The 19,651-nt window shown below is 72.1% G+C and carries 23 protein-coding genes and 1 pseudogene; 10 read left to right on the top strand and 14 right to left on the bottom strand.

Going from position 1 to position 19,651, the window contains the following annotated elements; all coding sequences use genetic code 11:
- Positions 1-154: 154 nt before the first annotated feature.
- From ACIG5F_RS28605 to ACIG5F_RS28570, 8 genes are all read right to left on the bottom strand, one after another.
- Complete coding sequence (locus tag ACIG5F_RS28605) at positions 155-928, bottom strand: ESX secretion-associated protein EspG (protein WP_396522677.1); 774 nt, start codon at positions 926-928, stop codon at positions 155-157.
- 2 nt (positions 929-930) lie between these two features.
- The gene (locus ACIG5F_RS28600) at positions 931-1,500 is read right to left on the bottom strand and encodes a PPE domain-containing protein (RefSeq protein WP_396522675.1); all 570 of its coding nucleotides are present in this window, start codon (positions 1,498-1,500) and stop codon (positions 931-933) included.
- Positions 1,500-1,859: a transcriptional regulator gene (locus ACIG5F_RS28595; RefSeq protein ID WP_396522673.1), complete on the bottom strand. Its 360-nt coding sequence runs from the start codon at positions 1,857-1,859 to the stop codon at positions 1,500-1,502. Before ACIG5F_RS28595 ends, ACIG5F_RS28600 begins: the two co-directional genes overlap by 1 nt.
- A 101-nt stretch (positions 1,860-1,960) precedes the next feature.
- Positions 1,961-2,554: a DUF3558 domain-containing protein gene (locus ACIG5F_RS28590; protein ID WP_396522671.1), complete on the bottom strand. Its 594-nt coding sequence runs from the start codon at positions 2,552-2,554 to the stop codon at positions 1,961-1,963.
- A 6-nt stretch (positions 2,555-2,560) separates the two neighbouring features.
- A complete protein-coding gene (locus ACIG5F_RS28585) occupies positions 2,561-3,091 on the bottom strand; it encodes a GNAT family N-acetyltransferase (RefSeq protein WP_396522669.1) in 531 nt (176 codons plus the stop codon).
- Between the two features lies 1 nt (position 3,092).
- Complete coding sequence (locus ACIG5F_RS28580) at positions 3,093-3,332, bottom strand: hypothetical protein (RefSeq protein ID WP_396522667.1); 240 nt, start codon at positions 3,330-3,332, stop codon at positions 3,093-3,095.
- A 16-nt stretch (positions 3,333-3,348) separates the two neighbouring features.
- Entirely contained in the window at positions 3,349-3,870 is a 522-nt protein-coding gene (locus ACIG5F_RS28575; RefSeq protein ID WP_396522665.1) for a DUF1707 domain-containing protein, read from the bottom strand.
- A gap of 52 nt (positions 3,871-3,922) precedes the next feature.
- Positions 3,923-5,710, bottom strand: coding sequence for an acetyl/propionyl/methylcrotonyl-CoA carboxylase subunit alpha (locus tag ACIG5F_RS28570; RefSeq protein ID WP_396522663.1), 1,788 nt, complete (start codon positions 5,708-5,710; stop codon positions 3,923-3,925).
- Positions 5,711-5,876: 166 nt separating this feature from the next.
- On the opposite strand from ACIG5F_RS28570, the gene ACIG5F_RS28565 reads away from it, so the two are divergent.
- Positions 5,877-6,581: a hypothetical protein gene (locus tag ACIG5F_RS28565; protein ID WP_396522661.1), complete on the top strand. Its 705-nt coding sequence runs from the start codon at positions 5,877-5,879 to the stop codon at positions 6,579-6,581.
- Between the two features lies 1 nt (position 6,582).
- On the opposite strand, the gene ACIG5F_RS28560 is transcribed toward ACIG5F_RS28565, so the two are convergent.
- From ACIG5F_RS28560 to ACIG5F_RS28545, 4 genes are all read right to left on the bottom strand, one after another.
- Positions 6,583-7,218, bottom strand: a complete 636-nt coding sequence (locus tag ACIG5F_RS28560) for a Maf family protein (RefSeq protein WP_396522659.1) — start codon at positions 7,216-7,218, stop codon at positions 6,583-6,585.
- Between the two features lie 67 nt (positions 7,219-7,285).
- Positions 7,286-9,115, bottom strand: a complete 1,830-nt coding sequence (locus ACIG5F_RS28555) for a Xaa-Pro dipeptidyl-peptidase (protein WP_396522657.1) — start codon at positions 9,113-9,115, stop codon at positions 7,286-7,288.
- Between the two features lie 59 nt (positions 9,116-9,174).
- The gene (locus tag ACIG5F_RS28550) at positions 9,175-9,411 is read right to left on the bottom strand and encodes an acyl-CoA carboxylase epsilon subunit (RefSeq protein ID WP_396522655.1); all 237 of its coding nucleotides are present in this window, start codon (positions 9,409-9,411) and stop codon (positions 9,175-9,177) included.
- Complete coding sequence (locus ACIG5F_RS28545; protein WP_396522653.1) at positions 9,408-11,045, bottom strand: acyl-CoA carboxylase subunit beta; 1,638 nt, start codon at positions 11,043-11,045, stop codon at positions 9,408-9,410. The genes ACIG5F_RS28550 and ACIG5F_RS28545 overlap by 4 nt, the downstream gene beginning before the upstream one ends.
- Positions 11,046-11,143: 98 nt before the next feature.
- Here ACIG5F_RS28545 and ACIG5F_RS28540 point away from each other — a divergent pair, with 98 nt between their 5' ends.
- The 5 genes from ACIG5F_RS28540 to ACIG5F_RS28520 are packed head-to-tail and all read left to right on the top strand — an operon-like array spanning position 11,144 to position 14,637.
- Positions 11,144-11,941, top strand: coding sequence for a biotin--[acetyl-CoA-carboxylase] ligase (locus ACIG5F_RS28540; protein ID WP_396522651.1), 798 nt, complete (start codon positions 11,144-11,146; stop codon positions 11,939-11,941).
- A gap of 44 nt (positions 11,942-11,985) precedes the next feature.
- Positions 11,986-12,525, top strand: a complete 540-nt coding sequence (locus tag ACIG5F_RS28535; protein ID WP_396522649.1) for a PH domain-containing protein — start codon at positions 11,986-11,988, stop codon at positions 12,523-12,525.
- Entirely contained in the window at positions 12,522-13,451 is a 930-nt protein-coding gene (locus ACIG5F_RS28530) for a hydroxymethylglutaryl-CoA lyase (protein ID WP_396522647.1), read from the top strand. Before ACIG5F_RS28535 ends, ACIG5F_RS28530 begins: the two co-directional genes overlap by 4 nt.
- Positions 13,448-14,044 carry a GNAT family N-acetyltransferase gene (locus tag ACIG5F_RS28525; RefSeq protein ID WP_396522646.1) on the top strand — a complete coding sequence of 199 codons (597 nt, stop codon included), beginning with the start codon at positions 13,448-13,450 and terminating at the stop codon, positions 14,042-14,044. Before ACIG5F_RS28530 ends, ACIG5F_RS28525 begins: the two co-directional genes overlap by 4 nt.
- Complete coding sequence (locus ACIG5F_RS28520; protein ID WP_396522644.1) at positions 14,041-14,637, top strand: adenosylcobinamide amidohydrolase; 597 nt, start codon at positions 14,041-14,043, stop codon at positions 14,635-14,637. The genes ACIG5F_RS28525 and ACIG5F_RS28520 overlap by 4 nt, the downstream gene beginning before the upstream one ends.
- Here the strand turns inward: ACIG5F_RS28520 and ACIG5F_RS28515 are convergent.
- On the bottom strand, positions 14,618-15,802 hold the full coding sequence (locus tag ACIG5F_RS28515; RefSeq protein ID WP_396522642.1) for a serine hydrolase domain-containing protein: 1,185 nt from the start codon (positions 15,800-15,802) through the stop codon (positions 14,618-14,620). The genes ACIG5F_RS28520 and ACIG5F_RS28515 overlap by 20 nt on opposite strands.
- 7 nt (positions 15,803-15,809) lie before the next feature.
- Positions 15,810-16,247, bottom strand: a complete 438-nt coding sequence (locus ACIG5F_RS28510) for a MaoC family dehydratase (RefSeq protein WP_396522640.1) — start codon at positions 16,245-16,247, stop codon at positions 15,810-15,812.
- Positions 16,248-16,334: 87 nt separating this feature from the next.
- On the opposite strand from ACIG5F_RS28510, the gene ACIG5F_RS28505 reads away from it, so the two are divergent.
- The 4 genes and pseudogenes from ACIG5F_RS28505 to ACIG5F_RS28490 all read left to right on the top strand — a co-directional run.
- The gene (locus tag ACIG5F_RS28505; protein WP_396522638.1) at positions 16,335-16,790 is read left to right on the top strand and encodes a YbaB/EbfC family nucleoid-associated protein; all 456 of its coding nucleotides are present in this window, start codon (positions 16,335-16,337) and stop codon (positions 16,788-16,790) included.
- The gene (locus ACIG5F_RS28500) at positions 16,787-17,098 is read left to right on the top strand and encodes a hypothetical protein (RefSeq protein WP_396522636.1); all 312 of its coding nucleotides are present in this window, start codon (positions 16,787-16,789) and stop codon (positions 17,096-17,098) included. The genes ACIG5F_RS28505 and ACIG5F_RS28500 overlap by 4 nt, the downstream gene beginning before the upstream one ends.
- A gap of 25 nt (positions 17,099-17,123) precedes the next feature.
- Positions 17,124-19,325 carry a glycohydrolase toxin TNT-related protein gene (locus ACIG5F_RS28495; RefSeq protein ID WP_396522634.1) on the top strand — a complete coding sequence of 734 codons (2,202 nt, stop codon included), beginning with the start codon at positions 17,124-17,126 and terminating at the stop codon, positions 19,323-19,325.
- Positions 19,322-19,591: pseudogene (locus tag ACIG5F_RS28490) on the top strand (hypothetical protein); the annotation flags it as partial. The gene ACIG5F_RS28495 and the pseudogene ACIG5F_RS28490, both read left to right, overlap by 4 nt.
- Positions 19,592-19,651 lie beyond the last annotated feature (60 nt).

Raw genomic sequence — 19,651 nt, 5'->3', positions numbered from 1 at the left:
TTCCTACTTGGCATCAGACGCCAAGTAGGAAGCGCATGTGGCGTTTCGAGGGTGGTGGGATTGCCACATGCGCTTCCCATTTGCGCCCAGGTGCCACATGGGAAGCGCATGTGGCGGAAAAGTGGTGCGGCGGAAGTGGGTGTGGTGGGGTGAATCAGAGGGTGAGGCTGACGGCGTCGTTGAGGAGGTCGGTGATGTGCTGGCCGAGGCGGCGGTCGTCGGCGGGGGCGATGGTGCTCCAGGCGACGGCGTTGCGCTTGGCTCGGCGGAGCTGGACGTAGCGGCCGCGGGGGGTGTCGAAGAAGCCGACGACGCGGTCGGGGCGGTGGCGGCGGCCGTGCTGGTCGCGGGCGGCGGCGCCGAACTGGCCGCGGCGGCGGACGTTGCCGACCATGGCGGCGAGCTCGTCGGCCTCGTCGGGTGAGACGCCGTGGTCCCGCAGGATCCAGCCGAGCTCGTCGGCGGTCTCGGCCTCGGCGGCGGCGGCATCGAGCTCGGCGCTGGGCACGGTGATGGAGTAGCCGGGACCGGCGGCCAGCTCGGGCAGCAGGGACAGCGCGGCCCGCGGCAGCGAGGAGATCTCGACGGGGCTGAGGGTCATCTGCCCGTCGCCGAGCCGGGCCAGCACGGCGTCGTGGCCCTTGGCGGCGATCAGGGCCCGAACGCCGCCGTCGAGCCAGAGTCGGGCGTCGAGCTCGTAGTCGGCCCGGTCGAGTAGGCCGATCAGGTCGACGAGGTCCTGGTCGATGCCCTGGGACCCGCCGACGAGCCCACGGTCGGCCAGCGAATCCCACACGGTCTTGGCGACGACCTCCCGCTCGACATGGGTCTTGCCGGGGGAAGCGACCTTGATCGCCAACGGCATCTCGGCCAGCCGGAGGTGCTCCCAGAGCACGTCGAACTCCAGCTCGGACAGGGTGATGGGCAAAGTCAGTACCCGCGCTGGCTGGGGACCAGGGGCCGGGCGGCGGTGACGACGGGCACCGGGTCGAAGGCACGCAGCGAGCCGGTGTTGGCGGCGGTGTTGTGCTCGTAGGTGCTCATCACCTCGAACGCCCGGGTGGCGGCGGCGTCCTGGGCGGCCTCGATGATCTCGGCGTCGACCTGCCCGAGGAACAGCGACACCAGGTCGCCGAGCCAGCCGGCCGGGCCGGGCTCGGGCGCCTTGACCGGCGCCGGCATGTCGGCCCGGGCCCGCGTGACGTAGTCGGCCTGGGCCTCGGCGCCGGCCCGCACGGTCGCGGCGTCGGCGTGCGCGGCGTCGGCCCACCGTGCCAGCTGCGCGATCCCGCCCAGCGCGGACTCGGCGGCGGCCCCGCCCCAGTGCTCGTGCGCGGCGCCGATGCCGTTGCTCAGGTCCCCGCTGATCTCGGCCAGCACGCCGGAGATGGCGGCCCAGCGCGCGGCCGGATCGGCCGATGCGGCCGCGCCGGGCCCGGAGTTGATCGCGTCGTACAGCTCCTGGTGGGTGTAGCCCCGCCACCGCACGTCGCCGGACATCAGCAGCCGCCCTGCTGGATCAGCGTCGTGTTTTCCTGCTCGATGGTGTGGTACCCCTGCTCGACCTGCGTCAACGCGTCCAGCGCGCCCTTGAGCTGCCGCTGGTAGGCGGTCAGCGCGTCCAGCGCGGAGTCCACGCCCAGGGTGTGGTCGTTGAAGTCGGTGGCGGCCTGCTGGCTGACCGGGTCGCCGGCCCACGGCCGGATCCGCACGTCCGAGACGGCCATCTCGATCTGCTTGTCCAACTTCACCAGCGCGGTGGTGAACACCTTGCGCAGTCCGGGGATGGCGGCCGGATCCACCCGGAATCCGCCGGCGGCGATCGCGGCGGGGTCGGGGGTCGTGGTCCGCTGCGGCACGAGTGACCTCCGGGGGTTGGGTGCCCACACTCTAGCGACCGTGCGTGACGATGGGGAGTGGCCGGGGTGACATCCACCCCGCTGGGCCTGTCAAGCCGCCATCAGTGTCCGCCGGACAGGCTAGTCATGGCTGCTTCAGCGACTCTTTGCGCGCCAAGGCAAAGATCATCTTGCGGGATGGGGGCCGCCCCGCCGCCGTCGCGGAACATCACGTCCAGGAACTGGCCATCGGCCACGTCCACCTCGACGTTACAGAGCGTGTCCAAACCGGGGGTGCGGACCTCCAGCGCCGGGAAGCCGACGACCGCGATCACCTTGGCCGTGTTCTGGGCCTCGTCGGAGATCCACAGCTCCGCGCCCTCGGTGGTGACCAGCGCGAGCCGGGCGACCTGGCCGCTGTAGGTCCCCCGAATGGTGCAGGCGCGGGCCTTGAGCTCGGTGTCGGTGTACGGCGAGGGCGTGGTGTCCAGGCTCAGCGCGGCCCGCTGGTCCTTGGTCAGCACGGTGCACGGGTTGACCTTGTCCAACCGGATCTCCCGCGGCCGGGGCGGCAGCGTGAGCTTCGTGGTCGTGGTGGTCGTGGGAGCGGCCGGCGAGCTGGTGTCGGAGTGCGTCTGGCTGGCCTCGGAGACCGGGAACACCGAACAGCCGGCGAGGGCCGCCGCCGCGAGCAGCAGGAGCAGCGCGAGTCGCATGGCCGGTCAGACTAGCGACCGGGTCCAGACGTGCACCTTGGCCCCGCACTCGTCGATGGTGCGGTGGTAGCCGAAGCCGCACTTCTCGGCCACCCGCCGGGACGGCTCGTTGCCGTCCTGGAACAGGTAGTCGACGCGGAGCAGCCCCAGCGCGCCGGCCCCGAACCGCAGCGCGGCGGCCAGGCCGTCGCTGACCACGCCGCGGTTGCGGTGCCGGGGCGCGGCCCAGCAGGCCGCCGCGGCCGAGCCCGCGGTGAGGTCCAGGTCCTTGAGGCCGACCTCGCCGAGCAGCTCGCCGGTGTTCTGGTCGGCGACCGCCCACGAGCAGCGCTCGTCGTCGGCCCACTGCCGGGCCCGCAGCGCCACGTAGTCGCCGGCCCCGGCCAGGTCGGTGATCCGGTGGTTGATCCAGCGGCGGCTGACCGGGTCGGTGAACGCGTCCAGAATCGAGGGCCGGTCGTCCATCCGGTCGTCGGCCCGTAGCTGCCGCAGGTAGTACTTACCAGCGTTGATCTCCACCGGTTCCACGGCGGCCACGCTAGTTGATGCTGGTCACGAACCCCTCGGCGCGGTCTGCGAGTTCGATCAGGAACTCCTCGTGGGCCGCCGCCGGCGTGCCGTCGGGCGCGGTGGCCAGCTCGACCAGCCAGTCGGCGTCCTCGGCGTCGTCCTCGCCGGCCAGCAGCTCCTTGTGCACGGCGCACGGCCGCCAGCCCAGCGCAGTCAGCTCGGCGGCCAGCCGCTCGGCCTCGTCCCGGTCCGGCAGCACGAGCAGCATTCCGTCCACTGTGGACTCAGTCGCGGCCACGGAGCTCGCGCCGGCGGCGGTGCAAGTCCTCGCGCATCTGGTGCCGCTCGTCGCGCCACTTGTCCCGGTCCCGACGGCGGTCGTCGTGGTTGCCCCGGCCGCCGAACAGCGCGCCCATGAACCAGCTGAGCAGCACCGGAATCGCCATGATCACCCAGTCATGAGTGATCCAGCTGACCGCGATGGCCACCGGCCAGCTGGCCGCCGCGATGGCGGCCATGGAGATGCGCGGGGCGTTGCTCCGCTTCTCCACCGGGGCGGCCGGCACTGCGGCCGGCGGCTGCGGGGCAGCCGCCGGCTGAGGCGTCGGGACGGATCCGGGCTTGGGATCCGGCAGGTCGGTGAACAGCTCGACGAGCTCCCGGTGGGTGCGCGCGGCGGTCACCTTGGCCGAGCGCTCGCCGTACTCGTCGATGTCCAGTCGACCGGCGCTCATGTGCTCCCCGAGCGCGGCGAGCGCCTGCTCGCGTTCGGTGTCACCGATCCGCATGTCCGGGGAGTCGTTCACGACCCCAATCGTACGGGCCACCCACGGTGGCCTGTAGTGACATCCGTCAGGTTCAGTCCTTGATCTCCAGCAGCACGGTGCCCTGGGTGACCGTTTCGCCCGGTGTGGCGGCGAGCCCGGTCACGGTGCCGGCCTTGTGCGCGGTCACCGGGTTCTCCATCTTCATGGCCTCCAGCACCACCAGCAGCTCGCCGGCCTCGACGGCCTGCCCGTCGGCCACGGCGACCTTGACGATGGTGCCCTGCATCGGCGCCGCCACCGCGTCGCCGGAGACGGCGGCTGTGCTCTTGCCGGCGCGCTTGCGGGGCTTGGCCTTGGCGGCGGCCGGTGCGGCGGCGCCGACGGCCAGGGTGCCGGGCAGCGACACCTCCAGCCGGCGACCGCCGACCTCGACCACGATGGTCTGCCGCTCGCCGTCCTCCTCCTCGGCCACGGCCGGGTCGGTGAAGGGCGGGATGGTGTTGTCGAACTCGGTCTCGATCCACCGGGTGTGCACGGTGAAGCCGTCCTCGGCGGTGAACGCCGGGTCGCGCACGACCGCCCGGTGGAACGGCAGCACGGTGGCCATGCCCTCGACGACCATCTCGTCCAACGCCCGGCGGGCCCGCGCCAGCGCCTGCTGCCGGGTCTCGCCGGTGACGATGAGCTTGGCCAGCAGCGAGTCGAACTGGCCGCCGATCACGTCGCCCGACCGCACGCCGGCGTCGACCCGCACGCCGGGGCCCGCCGGCTCGATGAACGTCTGCACCACGCCCGGGGCGGGCAGGAAGTTGCGGCCGGCGTCCTCGCCGTTGATCCGGAACTCGATGGAGTGCCCGCGCGGGGTCGGGTCCTCGGTGAAGCGCAGCTTCTCGTTGGCGGCGATGCGGAACTGCTCCAGCACCAGGTCGATGCCGGAGGTCTCCTCGCTGACCGGGTGCTCGACCTGCAGGCGGGTGTTGACCTCCAGGAAGGAGATCGACCCGTCCAGGCCGACGAGGTACTCCACGGTGCCGGCGCCGTAGTAGCCGGCCTCGGCGCAGATCGCCTTGGCGCTGGAGTGGATCCGGGCCCGCTGCTCCTCGGTGAGGAACGGGGCCGGGGCCTCCTCCACCAGCTTCTGGTGCCGGCGCTGCAACGAGCAGTCGCGGGTGCCGACCACGATGACGTTGCCGTGCTTGTCGGCGATGACCTGGGCCTCGACGTGCCGTGGCTTGTCCAGGTAGCGCTCCACGAAGCACTCCCCGCGCCCGAAGGCCGTGACGGCCTCGCGGACGGCGGAGTCGAACAGCTCGGGGATCTCCTCCAGCGTGCGGGCCACCTTCAGGCCCCGGCCGCCGCCGCCGAACGCCGCCTTGATCGCCACCGGCAGCCCGTGCTCCCGGGCGAAGGCCACGATCTCGTCCGGGCCGTCGACCGGGTCCTTGGTGCCGGGCACCAGGGGCGCGCCGGCGCGCATGGCGATGTGCCGGGCGGTGACCTTGTCGCCGAGGTCGCGGATGGACTGCGGCGAGGGGCCGATCCAGGTCAGCCCGGCGTCCAGCACGGCCTGGGCGAAGTCGGCGTTCTCGGACAGGAAGCCGTAGCCGGGGTGCACGGCGTCCGCGCCGGCCCGCTTGGCCACGTCCAGCAGCTTGTCGATGACGAGATAGCTCTCGCCGGGGGTGCTGCCGCCGAGGGCGAAGGCCTCGTCGGCCATCCGCGCGAACGGCGCGTCCCGGTCCGGGTCGGCGTAGACGGCGACGCTGGCCAGGCCGGCGTCCCGACAGGCCCGGATCACCCGGACGGCGATCTCGCCACGGTTGGCGACCAGGACCTTGTGCAGCGTGATGGGACCCAGGTCTGCGGCCGACTCTGGCACGCCATACCTCCTCGTACGACTTCCAGCTGAACGCACGCGTTTCGCAGCAGTCTACGGACGAGTAACCCCGCGCGGGGGGAGACCATGCTCACGACGCGGCGCGCGCGGAACCCGGTTTGACGTGCAGACTCATGGTGAGCGCGCGAAGCGGAGGAGGTGTCGGCGCGTGACGAGAACGTCCAAGCCGGTGTTCGTCGCCGTTGTGGTCGCGGTGCTGGTGCTGGCGACCACGCTCGGCGCGACGCTGGTGCTGCGCCAGCTGCGCGAGACCGCGTCGGCCCAGCCGTCGTCGAGCACGCCCCCGCCGAACCCGTCGACCGGACCGGCCCAGCTGTGCGGCCAGGCCGAGTGCCTGAAGCTGACCAGCGTCGCGATGCCCCAGTTCAAGGAGACGGTCGAGCTGCTGGCCGACGCCAAGGGGCACTTCGCGCGGCTGCGCGTCACCTCCGACCGGGGCACGGTGATCTTCAGCTCGCAGCTCGCCACCGTGGACGCGCACTCGATCACCTGCGAGGAGGGCAAGATCTCGGCCTGCCTGCTCCAGGGCCCGGACGGGGACGACTCCGACCTGATCGGCGAGGTCTTCACCGACGACGCCGGGGCGTGGCGGCAGACGTCCATCCCGTTCGGCTCGGACGCCGGCTACCTGGCGCTGCGGGACGTCGACGGCGACGGAACCCCCGATGTGGTGACGACGCAGCGCCGCTGCGGCGACACCCCGGCCGCCTCGTGCACCAAGGTCGCCGCGGCGGTGTTCCAGCTGATGGGCGACCCGATCGGGTGCACCGTCACCTACGCGACGCCGCAGCAGCTGCCCGGCTGGCCGGAGGTCGCGCCGGTCGCCTCGAAGCTGTCGGCCTGCCCGTCATGAGTCATGAAGCCGGCCACAGGTCGATCACACTGACCCCGACCTCGGCCAGCAGCCGGCGGGTCAGCGGCAGGCTGATGCCGAGCACGCTGCCGTGGTCGCCGTCGATGCCGTCGATGAACCAGCCGCCCATGCCGTCCAGGGTGAAGCCGCCGGCCACGGCCAGCGGCTCGCCGGTGGCGATGTAGGCCTCCAGCTCACGGTCGCTCGGCGTGCCGAAGCGGACGGTGGTGGCCTGCGCGCCCCGCGCGGCCCGGTCCACGACGCCGTCGACGAGCCGCAGCACCACGTGCCCGGTGAGCAGTTCGCCGGTCTTGCCGGCCATCTCCCGCCAGCGCTCCCGGGCCACCTCGGGCGTGCCGGGCTTGCCGACCATCTTGCCGTTGATGGACAGCATCGAGTCGCAGCCGACGACGACTGCCTCTTGCAGAAGCTCTGTCGGCTCGCCGGCCAGGGCCGCGACGACGGCATGGGCCTTGGCCTCGGCCAGCGCCGTGACGAGCTCGTCGGGGCGGGGATCGGTGAGCGCCGCCGCGACCGCGTCCTCGTCGACGCCGGAGACCCGGACCACCGGGTCGATGCCGGCCGAGCGCAGCACGGTGAGACGGGCGGAGGACTGGGAGCCGAGCACGAGTCGCACGGCTGCGAACCCTAGGCCACGGATGGGTCTCGCGTGTGTGAGACCCATCCGCGCCCAAGGGCCTCACCTACGGAAGGGACCCCACCAGCGGGATCTGGATGGCGGTCTTGGTCAGGTCCAGCGTGATCTTCGGCTTGGCGCTGCCGGCGGTGATCCAGCCGTTGTCGGTGCCGCCCACGATCAGCGCCAGCCGGTGCCCGGCCGCCACCTGGTGGTCGGTCGGGGCCAGCTTGAACGTCAGCGTGTACGCCTTGCCCGGCGTCAGCGTGGCCTTGCTGTTCAGCGACGCGTAGTGGCCGATGTCGGCCCAGCCGCGGGAGATCACCGAGGCGTTGGTGCTGACGGTGTCGGCCGAGGTGTCGAGGAAGCAGCCGGTGTCCCCGGTGGTGCCGGAGCCGAAGCAGGTCCTGGTGCTCAGCGTGGTGATGCCCTCGCCGCTGCCCGACCAGTTGCGGATCGTCTCCGGGCCGAGGTCGACCAGCACCGCGGACACCTGCCCGCTGCTGGCCGAGGACGACGCCGTCACGGTGATCGTGCTGGTGCCGGAGACCGTCACCGGCGCGGTCAGCGTGCCGCTGCTGAACACGACCCGGGCGCTGTTGGCCGAGTCCGGGCTGGTGGCCCAGTTGGTCTCGCTCAGGCTGGGGTTGTCGGTGAACGACTCCACCGAGCCGGCGGTCGGCGCGGTGCTGCCGAGCTTGCCGAGGCCGTTGGTGTTGGTGGCGCTCAACTTCAGCCCGGTCGCGGTGGCCGCCTCGGGGAAGGACGCGGCGTCGACCCAGTTGTCGGGGGTGCGCTCGACCGACAGCTGCGGGCCGTTCTGGATGCCGTTGTCGATGCCCATCAGGTAGTGGTCGAACCACTGGTGCAGGGTGTCGACCCACTGCGCGCGGCGGTAGTCGAACGGGTCGACATGGCTGGTCTGCGAGAGCCAGATCTTGCGCTCGACGCCGTGCGCGGCCAGCGCGTCCCACCACTGCCCGAAGTTGATCGGCTTGACGTTGTCGTCCTCCACGCCGTGCGCGACGAACACGCTGGCGTGCACGTTGGCCGCCTGCGCGTAGTAGTTGCGCTGGTCCCACCAGGACGTGTAGTTGCCGTTGGTCGGCGAGCCGGTGTCGATCGCCGACTGCACGCTCCCGCACCCGCTCTGCGCGGCCGAGTTCTCGACCAGGTTGGACAGGCCGGACGGCTGGCCGGAGGTCAGGTCGGCCCCGTTGGCCCGGTAGTAGTCGTACCAGGAGGAGATGGCCGAGATCGGCACGATGGTCTTCAGGCCGGCGACCCCGGTGGCGGCCACGCCGTTGGCGATGGTGCCGTCCCAGGACTTGCCGATCATGCCGACGCTGCCGCTGGTCCAGGTGGCCGTCACGGTCGTCGAGCCGGTGGCCGTGGTGTACGCCGTCTTGCGGCCGTTGAGCCAGTCGATCACCGACTTGGCCGAGCCGATGTCCGACGGGCCGCCGATGTCCACGCAGCCGTTGGACCGGTTGGTGCCGGCCAGGTCGACCAGCACGATGGCGTAGCCGCGGGGCACGAAGTAGTTGTCGTAGTACAGCGGGAACTGCACCGGCTTGCCGGCGGAGTCGTAGGTCTTGAGCTGGCTCTCGTTGCCCCGCCCGCAGCAGGAGTAGTACGGGCTGGCATCCATGATCACCGGCACCCCGGAGCTCAGCTCCGACGGGCGGATGATGTCCGCGGCGACCCGGACCGCCTTGCCGGTCGGGTCCTTCAACCCGGTGTCGACCCACGCGGTCTCACGGATGGCGTTGGCGTAGGAGTAGGTCGGCTGGCTGCCGCTGTCGTGCGGCGCGGCGCCTGCGGCCGCCGGGACGAGCAGCAGCCCGAGCCCGGCGACCAGGACGGTCAGCAGGGAGGATAACCGTGTCACCTTCACCGGAATGACGTTAGGAACCCGTCGAACCCGGGGAGTAGAGCCGATAGGCGGGTCTGTTGTTACCGGGCGGAGAACTGCCACGCGCCGGGGCCGGGCCGCAGCTGTCGGCCCAACTGCGGCATGCCCCAACGGGATCGGGCGGCGGGCTCCTCGGCGGGAGCCGGGGCGGCGGCGACCGCGCTGACCACGGCGGCCAGCGCGGCGAGTTCGGCGTCGTCCGGATTGCCCCGGACGACGCGCAGCAGCGGACGGACCGGCCCGCTCACGGCGTCCCCGCTCACAGTGCTCCCGCTCACAGGGGGATGTTCCCATGCTTCTTGGGCGGCAGGGCTTCCCGCTTCTCCCGCAGCGTGCGCAGCGCCCGGGCGACGTAGCCGCGGGTGTAGGAGGGCGGGATCACCGAGTCCACGTAGCCGCGCTCGGCCGCCTGGTACGGGTTGCAGAGCGTGTCCTCGTACTCCTGGATCAGCTTGGCCCGCAACGCTTCCACGTCCTCGCCGCGCTCCTTGGCCTCGGTCAGCGTGCGCCGGTGCACGATGTTGGCCGCGCCCTGCGCGCCCATCACCGCGATCTGCGCGGTCGGCCAGGCCAGGTTCAGGTCCGCGCCCAGGTGCTTGGAGCCCATCACGTCGTAGGCGCCGCCGTAGGCCTTGCGGGTGATCACGGTGACCAGCGGGACCGTGGCCTCGGCGTAGGCGTAGATCAGCTTCGCGCCGCGCCGGATGATGCCGTTCCACTCCTGGTCGGTGCCCGGCAGGAAGCCCGGCACGTCCACGAAGGTCAGCACCGGGATGTTGAAGGCGTCGCAGGTCCGCACGAACCGGGCCGCCTTCTCGCTGGCGTCGATGTCCAGGCAGCCGGCGAACTGGGTGGGCTGGTTGGCCACCACGCCGACCGCGTGCCCCTCGACCCGGCCGAAGCCGACCACGATGTTCGGCGCGAACAGCTGGTGCACCTCCAGGAACTCGCCGTCGTCGACGACCCGGGAGATCACCTCGTGGATGTCGTAGGGCTGGTTGGCCGAGTCCGGGATGAGCGTGTCCAGCTCGCGGTCGGTGTCGGTGAGCGTCTCGGCCACCGAGCCGTCCTCGACCAGGCCCGGGAACACCGGCGGCTCGGACAGGTTGTTGGACGGCAGGTAGGACAGCAGTTCCTTGACGTAGGCGATCGCGTCCTGCTCGTCCGTGCCGAGGTAGTGCGCGTTGCCGGACTTGGTGTTGTGGGTGCGGCCGCCGCCCAGCTCCTCGAAGCCCACGTCCTCGCCGGTGACGGTCTTGATCACGTCCGGGCCGGTGATGAACATGTGCGAGGTCTTGTCCACCATCACGGTGAAGTCGGTCAGCGCCGGCGAGTAGACGTGGCCGCCGGCGGCCGAGCCCATGATCAGCGAGATCTGCGGGATCACGCCGGAGGCGTGGGTGTTGCGGCGGAAGATCTCGCCGTACAGGCCGAGCGAGACCACGCCCTCCTGGATGCGCGCGCCGCCGCCCTCGTTGATGCCGACGATCGGGCTGCCGGTCTTCATGGCCAGGTCCATGATCTTGACGATCTTCTCGCCGTAGACCTCGCCCAGCGAGCCGCCGAAGATGGTCACGTCCTGGCTGAACACGCACACCCGGCGGCCGTCGACGGTGCCGTAGCCGGTGACCACGCCGTCGCCGTAGGGCCGGTTGCGCTCCTGGCCGAAGTTGGTGGACCGGTGGCGGGCGTGCTCGTCCAGCTCGATGAACGAGCCGGGGTCGAGCAGCAGGTCGATGCGCTCCCGGGCGGTGAGCTTGCCCTTGGCGTGCTGCTTGGAGATCGCACGCTCGGAACCGGCGTGCACCGCCTCGTCGTTGCGGCGATAGAGGTCGGCCAGCTTGCCCGCGGTGGTGTGGATGTCCGGCTCCGCCGTTGGAGCGACACCCACTGGCTCGGTCGCACTGCTCATGCGTCCGCACTCTAACCACGCTCACCCCCCTGGTTACTGACACGTAGCCCACATCACCCCGACGGTGAGACCGGAGCGGGAGGCTACGCTCGGCAACCGTGCCCGAACCCCTGGACTCCGACCGGCTCCGCGCCGCGCTGACCGGCCCGTACGCGCAGGTGGACGTGGTCGAGAGCACCGGTTCCACCAACGCGGACCTGCGCACCGCCGCCCGGGCCGGCGCCGCGGACCGGACCGTGTTGTTCGCCGAGGAGCAGACCGCCGGCCAGGGCCGCCGGGCCCGCACCTGGGTGTCGCCGCCGCACACCGGCCTCTACGTCAGCGTGCTGCTACGCCCGGACGTCCCGCCGCACCGGGTCCCGTGGATCACGATGCTCGCCGGCGCCGCCCTGGTCCGCACGGCACGGAGCGTCGGCGTGGACGCCGGCCTGAAGTGGCCGAACGACCTGCTCGTCGGCACGGCCAAGTGCGCGGGTGTGCTGGCCGAGGCCGACGACGGCGTGGTGTTGGGCATGGGCCTGAACGTCGCGGCGCTGCCGGACGACGTGCCGCCGGGCGCGGGCGGCCTGCCGGCGACCTCCCTCGAACAGCAGGGCGCGACCACCACCGACCGCACCGAGATCGCCGTCCGCCTGCTGCGCAACCTGGCCGAGCTGGACGACGCGTGGCGGCAGGAGCACGGCGATCCGATCGCCTCCGGCCTGCACGCCGAGTACCGCGAGCACTGCTCGACTCTGGGCCGGCGGATCCGGATCGAGCTGCCCGGCGACCGCGAGCTGGTGGGGACCGCGGTGGCGGTCGACGCCGACGGCCAGCTGGTGATCCGGGCCGACGACGGCTCCCGGCACAGCGTCCACGCTGGTGACGTGGTGCACCTGCGATCAGCCGCCGGCTGAACACCGGTACCGTGGCGGCGTCACCAGCTTCGGGAGGAATCGCCGTGGCCTACCCAGACGACCTGCTCGGCCAGGACGAGCACGTCGTGATCCACAAGCACCCGCACTGGAAGATGCTGTTCTGGCCGATCGTGACCTTCCTGGTCACGGTGGGCGCGGGCGCCTATCTCGCGGCGCTGCTCAGCAGCCAGAGCTGGCATCTCTACGCGTGGATCGCGATCGGCGCCATCGCCCTGGTCGTGATCTGCTGGATCGTGCTCGGCCCGCTGATCCGCTGGCGGACCACGCACTTCGTGCTCACCACGCACCGGGTGATGGTGCGCGAGGGCGTGCTGACCCGGACCGGCATCGACATCCCGATGTCCCGGATCAACAGCGTGCAGTTCCGGCACGGCCTGTTGGACCGGCTGGTCGGCGCGGGCACGCTGATCATCGAGTCAGCCTCGGACGAGCCGCTGGAGTTCGACGACATCCCGAACGTGGAGCACGTGCACTCGCTGCTCTACCGGGAGATCAACGACGACCCCAACGATCGCCATGAAGATGGATACGGTCATCCGGGACACAGCCGGAGCGAGCGATGACCGCACGGTCGGTCGGGCTGCCCAGCGTCGTTCCCGGCGCCGGGCTGCCGGAGCGGATCACGATCTGGGAGGTCGGCGCGCGCGACGGCCTGCAGAACGAGTCCTCGGTCGTGGACGTCGCGGTGAAGCTGGAGTTCCTGGACCGGCTGGCCGACTCCGGCCTGTCGGTGCTGGAGGCGACCAGCTTCGTGCACCCGAAGTGGGTGCCGCAGCTGGCCGACGCCGAGCAGCTGCTGGCCGGGCTGGCGCAGCGGGCCGGCGTGTCCTACCCGGTGCTCGTGCCCAACGAGCGCGGGCTGGACCGGGCGCTGGACGCCGGCGTCCGGCACATCGCGATCTTCGGCAGCGCCACCGAGACGTTCGCCAACAAGAACCTCAACCGGACCCTCGACGAGCAGTTCGCCATGTTCGAGCCGGTCGTGACCCGGGCCCGCAAGGAGGGCCTGGACGTCCGGGCGTATGTGTCGATGTGCTTCGGCGACCCCTGGGAGGGGCACGTCGAGCCGGCGCAGGTGGTGTCGGTGGGCACCCGGCTGCTGGACATGGGCTGCTCGCAGCTGTCGCTGGGCGACACCATCGGGGTCGCGACCCCGGGCCAGGTGGAGGCGGTCGTCGGCGGCTTCCCGTCCGTCGAGAACCTGGCCGTGCACTTCCACGACACCTACGGCCAGGCGCTGTCCAACACGCTGGCCGCGCTGCGGCTCGGCGTGACCACAGTGGACTCGTCGGCCGGCGGCCTCGGCGGCTGCCCGTACGCCGAGTCGGCGACCGGCAACCTGGCCACCGAGGATCTGGTGTGGATGCTGGACGGTCTCGGCATCGAGCACGGGGTCGACCTGGACAAGCTGGTCGCGACCAGCGCGTGGATGGCGGAGCGGCTGGGGCGGCCGAGCCCGTCCCGGGTCGTGCGGGCCCTGGCCGGATGAGTGCCGGCACCGGAGTCGAGGCCACGGTCGTCGCCCTGACCGAGCAGACCTGGCCCGCGTTGCAGGAGTTGCTCGGTCCACAGGGCGGGGCCAGCGGCTGCTGGTGCATGTGGTTTCGGCGCACGGCCAACGACTTCAAGCGCAACAAGGGCGAGTCCAACCGGCAGGCGCTGGGCGAGCTGGTCAGCTCGGGAGAGCCGGTGGGGCTGCTGGCGCTGGACGCCGGTGGCCGGGCCGTGGGCTGGGCCGCCGTCGCGCCTCGGCTCGCGCACATCCGGCTGGACCGGTCGGCGGTCGCGGCGCCGCCCGACCCTCGGGAAGACCTCTCCGACGTCTGGTCCGTGACCTGCTTCTTCGTGCACCGCGAGGCCCGCGGCGCCGGCATCACCCGCTCGTTGCTCGGCGCCGCCGTGACCTACGCGGCCGAGCACGGCGCCCGCTGCATCGAGGGCTATCCAACGGACACAGAAGGCGACCGCAAGCAGGTCAGCACCCTCTACCACGGCACCTTGACCATGTTCCTGGACGCCGGGTTCGAGCTGATCGGCCGGCGCGGCATCAAGCGCGCCCTGGTGCGCCGAGACCTCCGGTGATCATCACCTACGTCGAGTCGTCACCCGTGCTGGTGTGGCGGTTCGACCGGCCCCGGCTGGCCATCTCCTCCGCGCCCTACGGCGGCGGCGTCGGCGAACGCGGCTGGGTGCTCAACGCGACCGTGCCGCACGGCTACGACCGGCTCGACCCCGACCAGCACGTCGCCGAGATCGCCGCCGAGCTGAAGCTCACCGGCCCCGGCACCGGGCTGCTCACCGCGGTCGACGTGCGCAAGGTCGTGTCGGTGACCGAGCGCGGCGTCACCGCCGAGGTGACCACCGGCGTCGGCGACCCGACCTGGGCCGCCGCGCCCGACGCCGCCGGGGAGCGCATCGGCACCATCAACGCCGTCTGCCGGTTACCGATCCGGCTCAGCCCGGCCGCGCTGGTCAACGCCGTCGCCACCGTGACCGAGGCCAAGTCCCAGGCCCTGTTCGAGGCCGGCGTCGCCGGCACCGGCACCGCCACCGACGCGATTGTCTTACTGTGCCCCACTTTCGGCCCCGTGGAGCCCTACGGCGGGCCACGCTCCCGCGTCGGCGCGGCGCTGGCCCGAGCCGTGCACGAGGCCGTCAGCTCGGGCTTACGGTGACCGGCTGGTCGAACATGGCGCAGGTCGCGGCGTTCGACATCGCCTTGCTGGCGGCGGCCAGCTGCGGCTCGGCGTCGAACTCGCTGAACAACTCCGTCGAGATCAACACGGACGCGGAGCGATCGCCAGTACTGTCCGTGAGGTTGACGCTCAGATAGCCGGGCACTCCCCCGTCATGGCTCCACGTCGTGCCGCACGGGCCGGCCACCTTGTCGATGCCCAGTCCGGCGCCGGCCTCCGGATGACCCGGAACCCCTACGGTGTCCCGCATCTGCGCCAGCTGCGCGGCCGGGATCAGCTGGCCCGACATCAACGCCTGGAAGAACCGGGCCCAGTCCTGAGCGGTCGACACGACCGCACCGGCCGCCCCGCCCCAGCGCACGGGATTGCCGGAGACGTCGACATGACCGTCGTGCCGTGGCCCGGCGATGGTCCCGACCTCGGTCGGCATCTGCGGCGGCAGATGACCGGCGTCCGCCTCGTAGCCGCGCACGTAGGGCGCGGACCAGGAGCCGTCGGTGGCGAAGAAGGTGTGTCGCAGGCCGAGCGGCCGGGCGATCCGGTCCCGCACCAGGTCGGCCAGGCTCTGGCCGGTGACCCGCTCCAGGATCGCTCCGATCGCGGCGTAGTTGGTGTTGCTGTACGACCATTGCGCGCCCGGCGGGAACAGCGGCGGCAGTTGCGCGCCGAGTGCGAGCAACTCCTCGTTCGTCCACGGGTGCGGGTCGAGGCCGAGGATGGCCGGCTCGATCGCGGGGACGCTGGTGTAGTCGTCGAGGCCGCTGGTGTGGTTGAGCAGCATGCGCAAGGTGATCGCCTGGCCGTTGGGCACCTTGTCCGGCAACGACTTCTGCACCGGATCGGTCAGCGCGAGCCGGCCTTCGGCGACCAGCTGCAACACCAGCGTGGCCATCATGGTCTTGGTGTTGGACCCCATCCGGAACTCGTCTCCGGCGGCGAGCCGGTGGTCCTTCGCGGTCCAGTCGGCCTGCTCGGCGATCTCCACCGGACGCCCGTGGCCGTCGTCGACCCGCACGATCACCCCGGGCGCGCCGGCGGCGATCAGGTCGTGGACCAGTTGTCGAAGCGGGGCCGTGCTGTCCGGCGGACACAGGACCGTGCCCGCCGCGACCGCCACCGCCGAGGCCAGGTGCAGCCAACGCATGCCGTGGTCAGCCCCTTGTGCCGAACATGCCGGTGAAGGTGGACCGCAGCACCGGCTGCCCGTCCCGGTCGGCCTGCGCGCGGATCTCCACCAGGCCGAGTTCGGGCCGGCTCTTGGACAACCGCGCCGACAACACCTCCAGCGAGAAGTCCAGCTTGTCGCCGGGGAACACCGGGGCCGGCCAGAGCAGGTCCTTGCCGCCGGGCGAACCCTGCGAGGTGGAGTCGAGCAGCACGGTGTCGGCGTACGCGCGCATCCACAGGCACATGGTGAACCAGCCCGACGCGCACAGGCCGCCGAGCACCGAGTTCTTGCCGGCCTCCTCGTCGAGGTGGAACGGCTGCGGGTCGAAGCGGGCCGCGAAGGCGAGCATCTCGTCCCGGTCGACGGTGGTGCTGCCCAGCTCGACCACGCGGCCGGCCGGCAGGTCCTCGAAAGCGATCACAGCTCATTCCTACCCGAAAGAGTGGAACCGAACGCGGACAACGGACGTCCGAAGCTCTGACGTGCCCACCATGCTGGAGGTACCGGGGTGCCAGTTGACCACCAGGCCGAGGTCGACCAGCTCATGGCCGACTACCGGCGCAGCCGCGAGCAGCTGGTCGCCGTGCAGCGGGGCCTGGCCTCGATCCGGGAGACCGCGACGAGCCACGACGAGCTGGTCACGGTGACCGTGGGGCCCAGAGGCACGCTGGTCGACCTGACCATCGACGACCGGGCCTACCAGCGGCTGCGGCCGGCCGAGCTGGCCGAGCTGATCGTCCGCACCACCGACGTCGCGGTCGCGGGCGCGACCAGACGCATGCACGATCAGCTGGCCCCGGTGCTGCCGGCCGGCACGGATCCGGACGCCGTGCTGACCGGCCGGGCCGACCTGACCCAGTCGGAGATCGAGCCCGAGCCGGAGCCGGGCCGGCACTCGCGCCGGTCCCGCGAGGACGACAGCTTCGAGAACCGCAGCTGGCTGACCGACGGGAGGCACGCGTGAACACCGGAGGCTTCAGCACCGACGTCGACCTCGTGCTCGATCGGGCGGGCCAGCTCGACGGCCTGTCCGACACCGCGCAGTCGATCGCCAAGGAGCTGGCCGACGCGCTGGCCGCCGCCGGCCAGTGCTGGGGGACCGACTCGGTGGGACAGAGCTTCGCCAGCGGCTACACCGATGCCGCCGAGGCGACGTTCGAGCTGGTCAAGGCCCTGCCGGGGCAGTTGTCGGACGTCGGCGGCCGGCTGGCCGACCACGCCCACATCCACCGGTCGGCCGACCAGGTCATCGCCACCGGACGCCCGGACTGACTCGGACTGAGGGGAAGCACCACCGATGGGGATCACCCTGCCGGCCGACCTGGCCGAGATCGCCGGGCAGGTCGGCGTGCAGTGGCCGCAGGCCGACGAGACCGCCATGCACACCGCCGCCCAGGCCTGGCGCACCGCCGCGGCCAAGCTGACGACGCTGGCCAAGGACGCCGACACGACCGCCAGCGCCGCGCTCGGCGCGATGAGCGGGCAGGCCGCCGAGGCCGCCGACAAGTTCTGGGGCAAGTTCGTGCACGGCGAGAACGCCAAGTTCACGCAGGCCGTGCAGGGCTGCCTGGCCGCCGCCGACCGGCTGGAGCAGGCCGCGCAGAAGATCGGCGCGGCCAAGGTGGCGATCGTGCGCAAGCTGACGGCCGTGTCGCAGCAGAGCGGGGCCGCCCACGCGGTGCCCGGCGACCAGTCCAAGGCCGGGCTGGGCACCCTGTTGTCCGGGGCCGGCGCCGACATCAACGGCATCCTCGGCGGTCTGGCCGAGGACGTGAATCCGTCCACCCTGACCTCGCCGACCGTCAGCGCCGACGCTCCCTCCGGCTTCACCGGCGCCCACAAGGGCACCGGGCCGGGCGGCGGCCTGCTCGGGCTGGCCGACGGGCTGCCGAACGTCGACGACCTGATGTCCGGGACGTCGCCGCAGGTCGCGCTGGACCCGACGACAGGTCAATATGTCGACAAAACGACCGGTCAGGTGATCGACCCCAGGACCGGGCTGCCGATGCTGCCCGGCAGCCATCCCGGTCCGCTCGGCGACGACTCCCCCACCGGGCAGTTCCCGGTCGGCGGCGCCCGTCCCGCCGGCGCCACGCCGGGGGCCGACGCGCCGACCGGGCCGGTCCCGCAGCACATCATCAACGCCGCCGCGCCGCCGAACTACGGGCCTCAGGGTGGTGGTGGCTATTCGCCGCCGCCGGTCTACTCCGATCCCACTCCGACCGGGCCGGTGCACGTCGCGCCGCATGTGCCGCAGTCGACCACCGTGCAGTCGGCGGCCCCCGTGTACACGCCGCCGCCCGCCCCGGAGGCTCCGGTCTACCAGCCGCCGGCCAGCGGTGGCGGTGGTGGCACGTACTGGACTCCTCCGGCCACGGATAGTCCGGCACCCGTCGGTTCCGCGCCGGCCGGCGGCGGCGCGGCGGGGATGCCGGGGCCGCGTGGTCCGGTGCCGCCGACCTTCGGGCAGCCAGGGGCTCCCGGTGCTCCCGGGCAGCCCGGTGCCGGCAGCGTGTTCGCCGGCGGCGGTGGGGCTGGGGGTCCTGGTGCTGGCGGCGGCCTTCTTGCCGGTGGCCCTGGCTCGGGCGGGGCCGGCGGTCTGCCCGGTGGCCCTGGTGCGGGCGGGGCTGGTGGCGGGGGCCTGGCCGGCGGGCCAGGTGCTGGCGGTGTCGGGGCTGGCGGTGTTGGGGCTGGTCAGGCCGGTGCCGGGCAGGCGTTCGTGCAGCAGCCCGGGGCGCAGGGCGCGGGTGCCGCCGCGATCGTGAACACCACGCGGCGACCGGGTCCCGGTGACGTCGCCGGCGTGTTCCTCGACCATGCACGGCCCGAGATCAAGCCCGTCGTGAAGCGGCCGACCGTCGCACCCGGCCTGTTCATGGTCTACATGTTCCCCATCGGCCACATGCCGACCCCCAGCTCGCGGCCCGCGCGTCAGCTACCGCCGCCGCCGGCCGAGGTCGACTACGCCGCCGGTCTGCGGTTCGCGCCGCACGACCACCCCGAGTCCGGGCTGATCCAGCAGCTCAGCGCGGTCGGCACCGAAGAACCCGCGCCCCGTACCGGCGAGGAGAGCGGGGTCGCCGAGGGCTACGACCCTCTCGGCGGTGGCAACGAGCGCGACTGGGACCGCCGCTTCCTGGTCCGGGCCGGCACCGAGGACCGCCGGGCCGAATACGCGTGGCCGCCCGGCGAGCTGTTCCCCGAGGGCGGTTGCGACGCCGGCGAGGCCGTCGTGCTCGAACCCGGGGCCGTCATCGACCGCTTCGGCACCCCCGAGGGACGGGTGTTCAGCTCCGACGGCACCCCCTACGCCCAGCGCGCCCTGCCGCCCGAGCACCTCGACGCCGGCTACCGGCGCTACAAGGTGCTGGCCCCGCTCCCCATGTGGCAGACCATCAGCGCCGCCTGGTTCGGCCAGTCCGGCGGCGGCGTCCGCTACCGGTCCGTCTACCCCGCCGCCGACCTCGTCGCGCTCGGCTACCTGGAGGCTGTCGCATGAACGCCGAGTCCATCACCACCTGGCTGGAGACCGTCGGCGTGCCGGCCGAGGTCGTCTCCGTCGGCACCGAGGCCGACAACGCCTGGTGCCTGCTGCGCGAGGAGCCGGCCGCCGAGGACAACGCCGTCACCTGGGAGGTGTTCTGGCGGGAGCAGGGCAACCGCTACGACTGGGCCCGCTTCACCAACGAACAGGTCGCCTGCCACTACCTGTTCGGCCGACTCACCTGGGCCCAGGTCGCCCGCGGCGCTGTCGGCCTGCTCCCCACGCCCGCCGACACCCCGGCCCCCGCCCAATCCGCACCGGCGCCGGCCGCCCCCGCCCAG

It is taken from the genome of Kutzneria sp. NPDC052558, assembly GCF_044547355.1.
In the GTDB taxonomy this organism is placed as follows: domain Bacteria; phylum Actinomycetota; class Actinomycetes; order Mycobacteriales; family Pseudonocardiaceae; genus Kutzneria.
The sequence above is the reverse complement of the archived record's forward strand: the minus strand, read 5'-3'. Positions and strand labels throughout refer to the sequence as shown.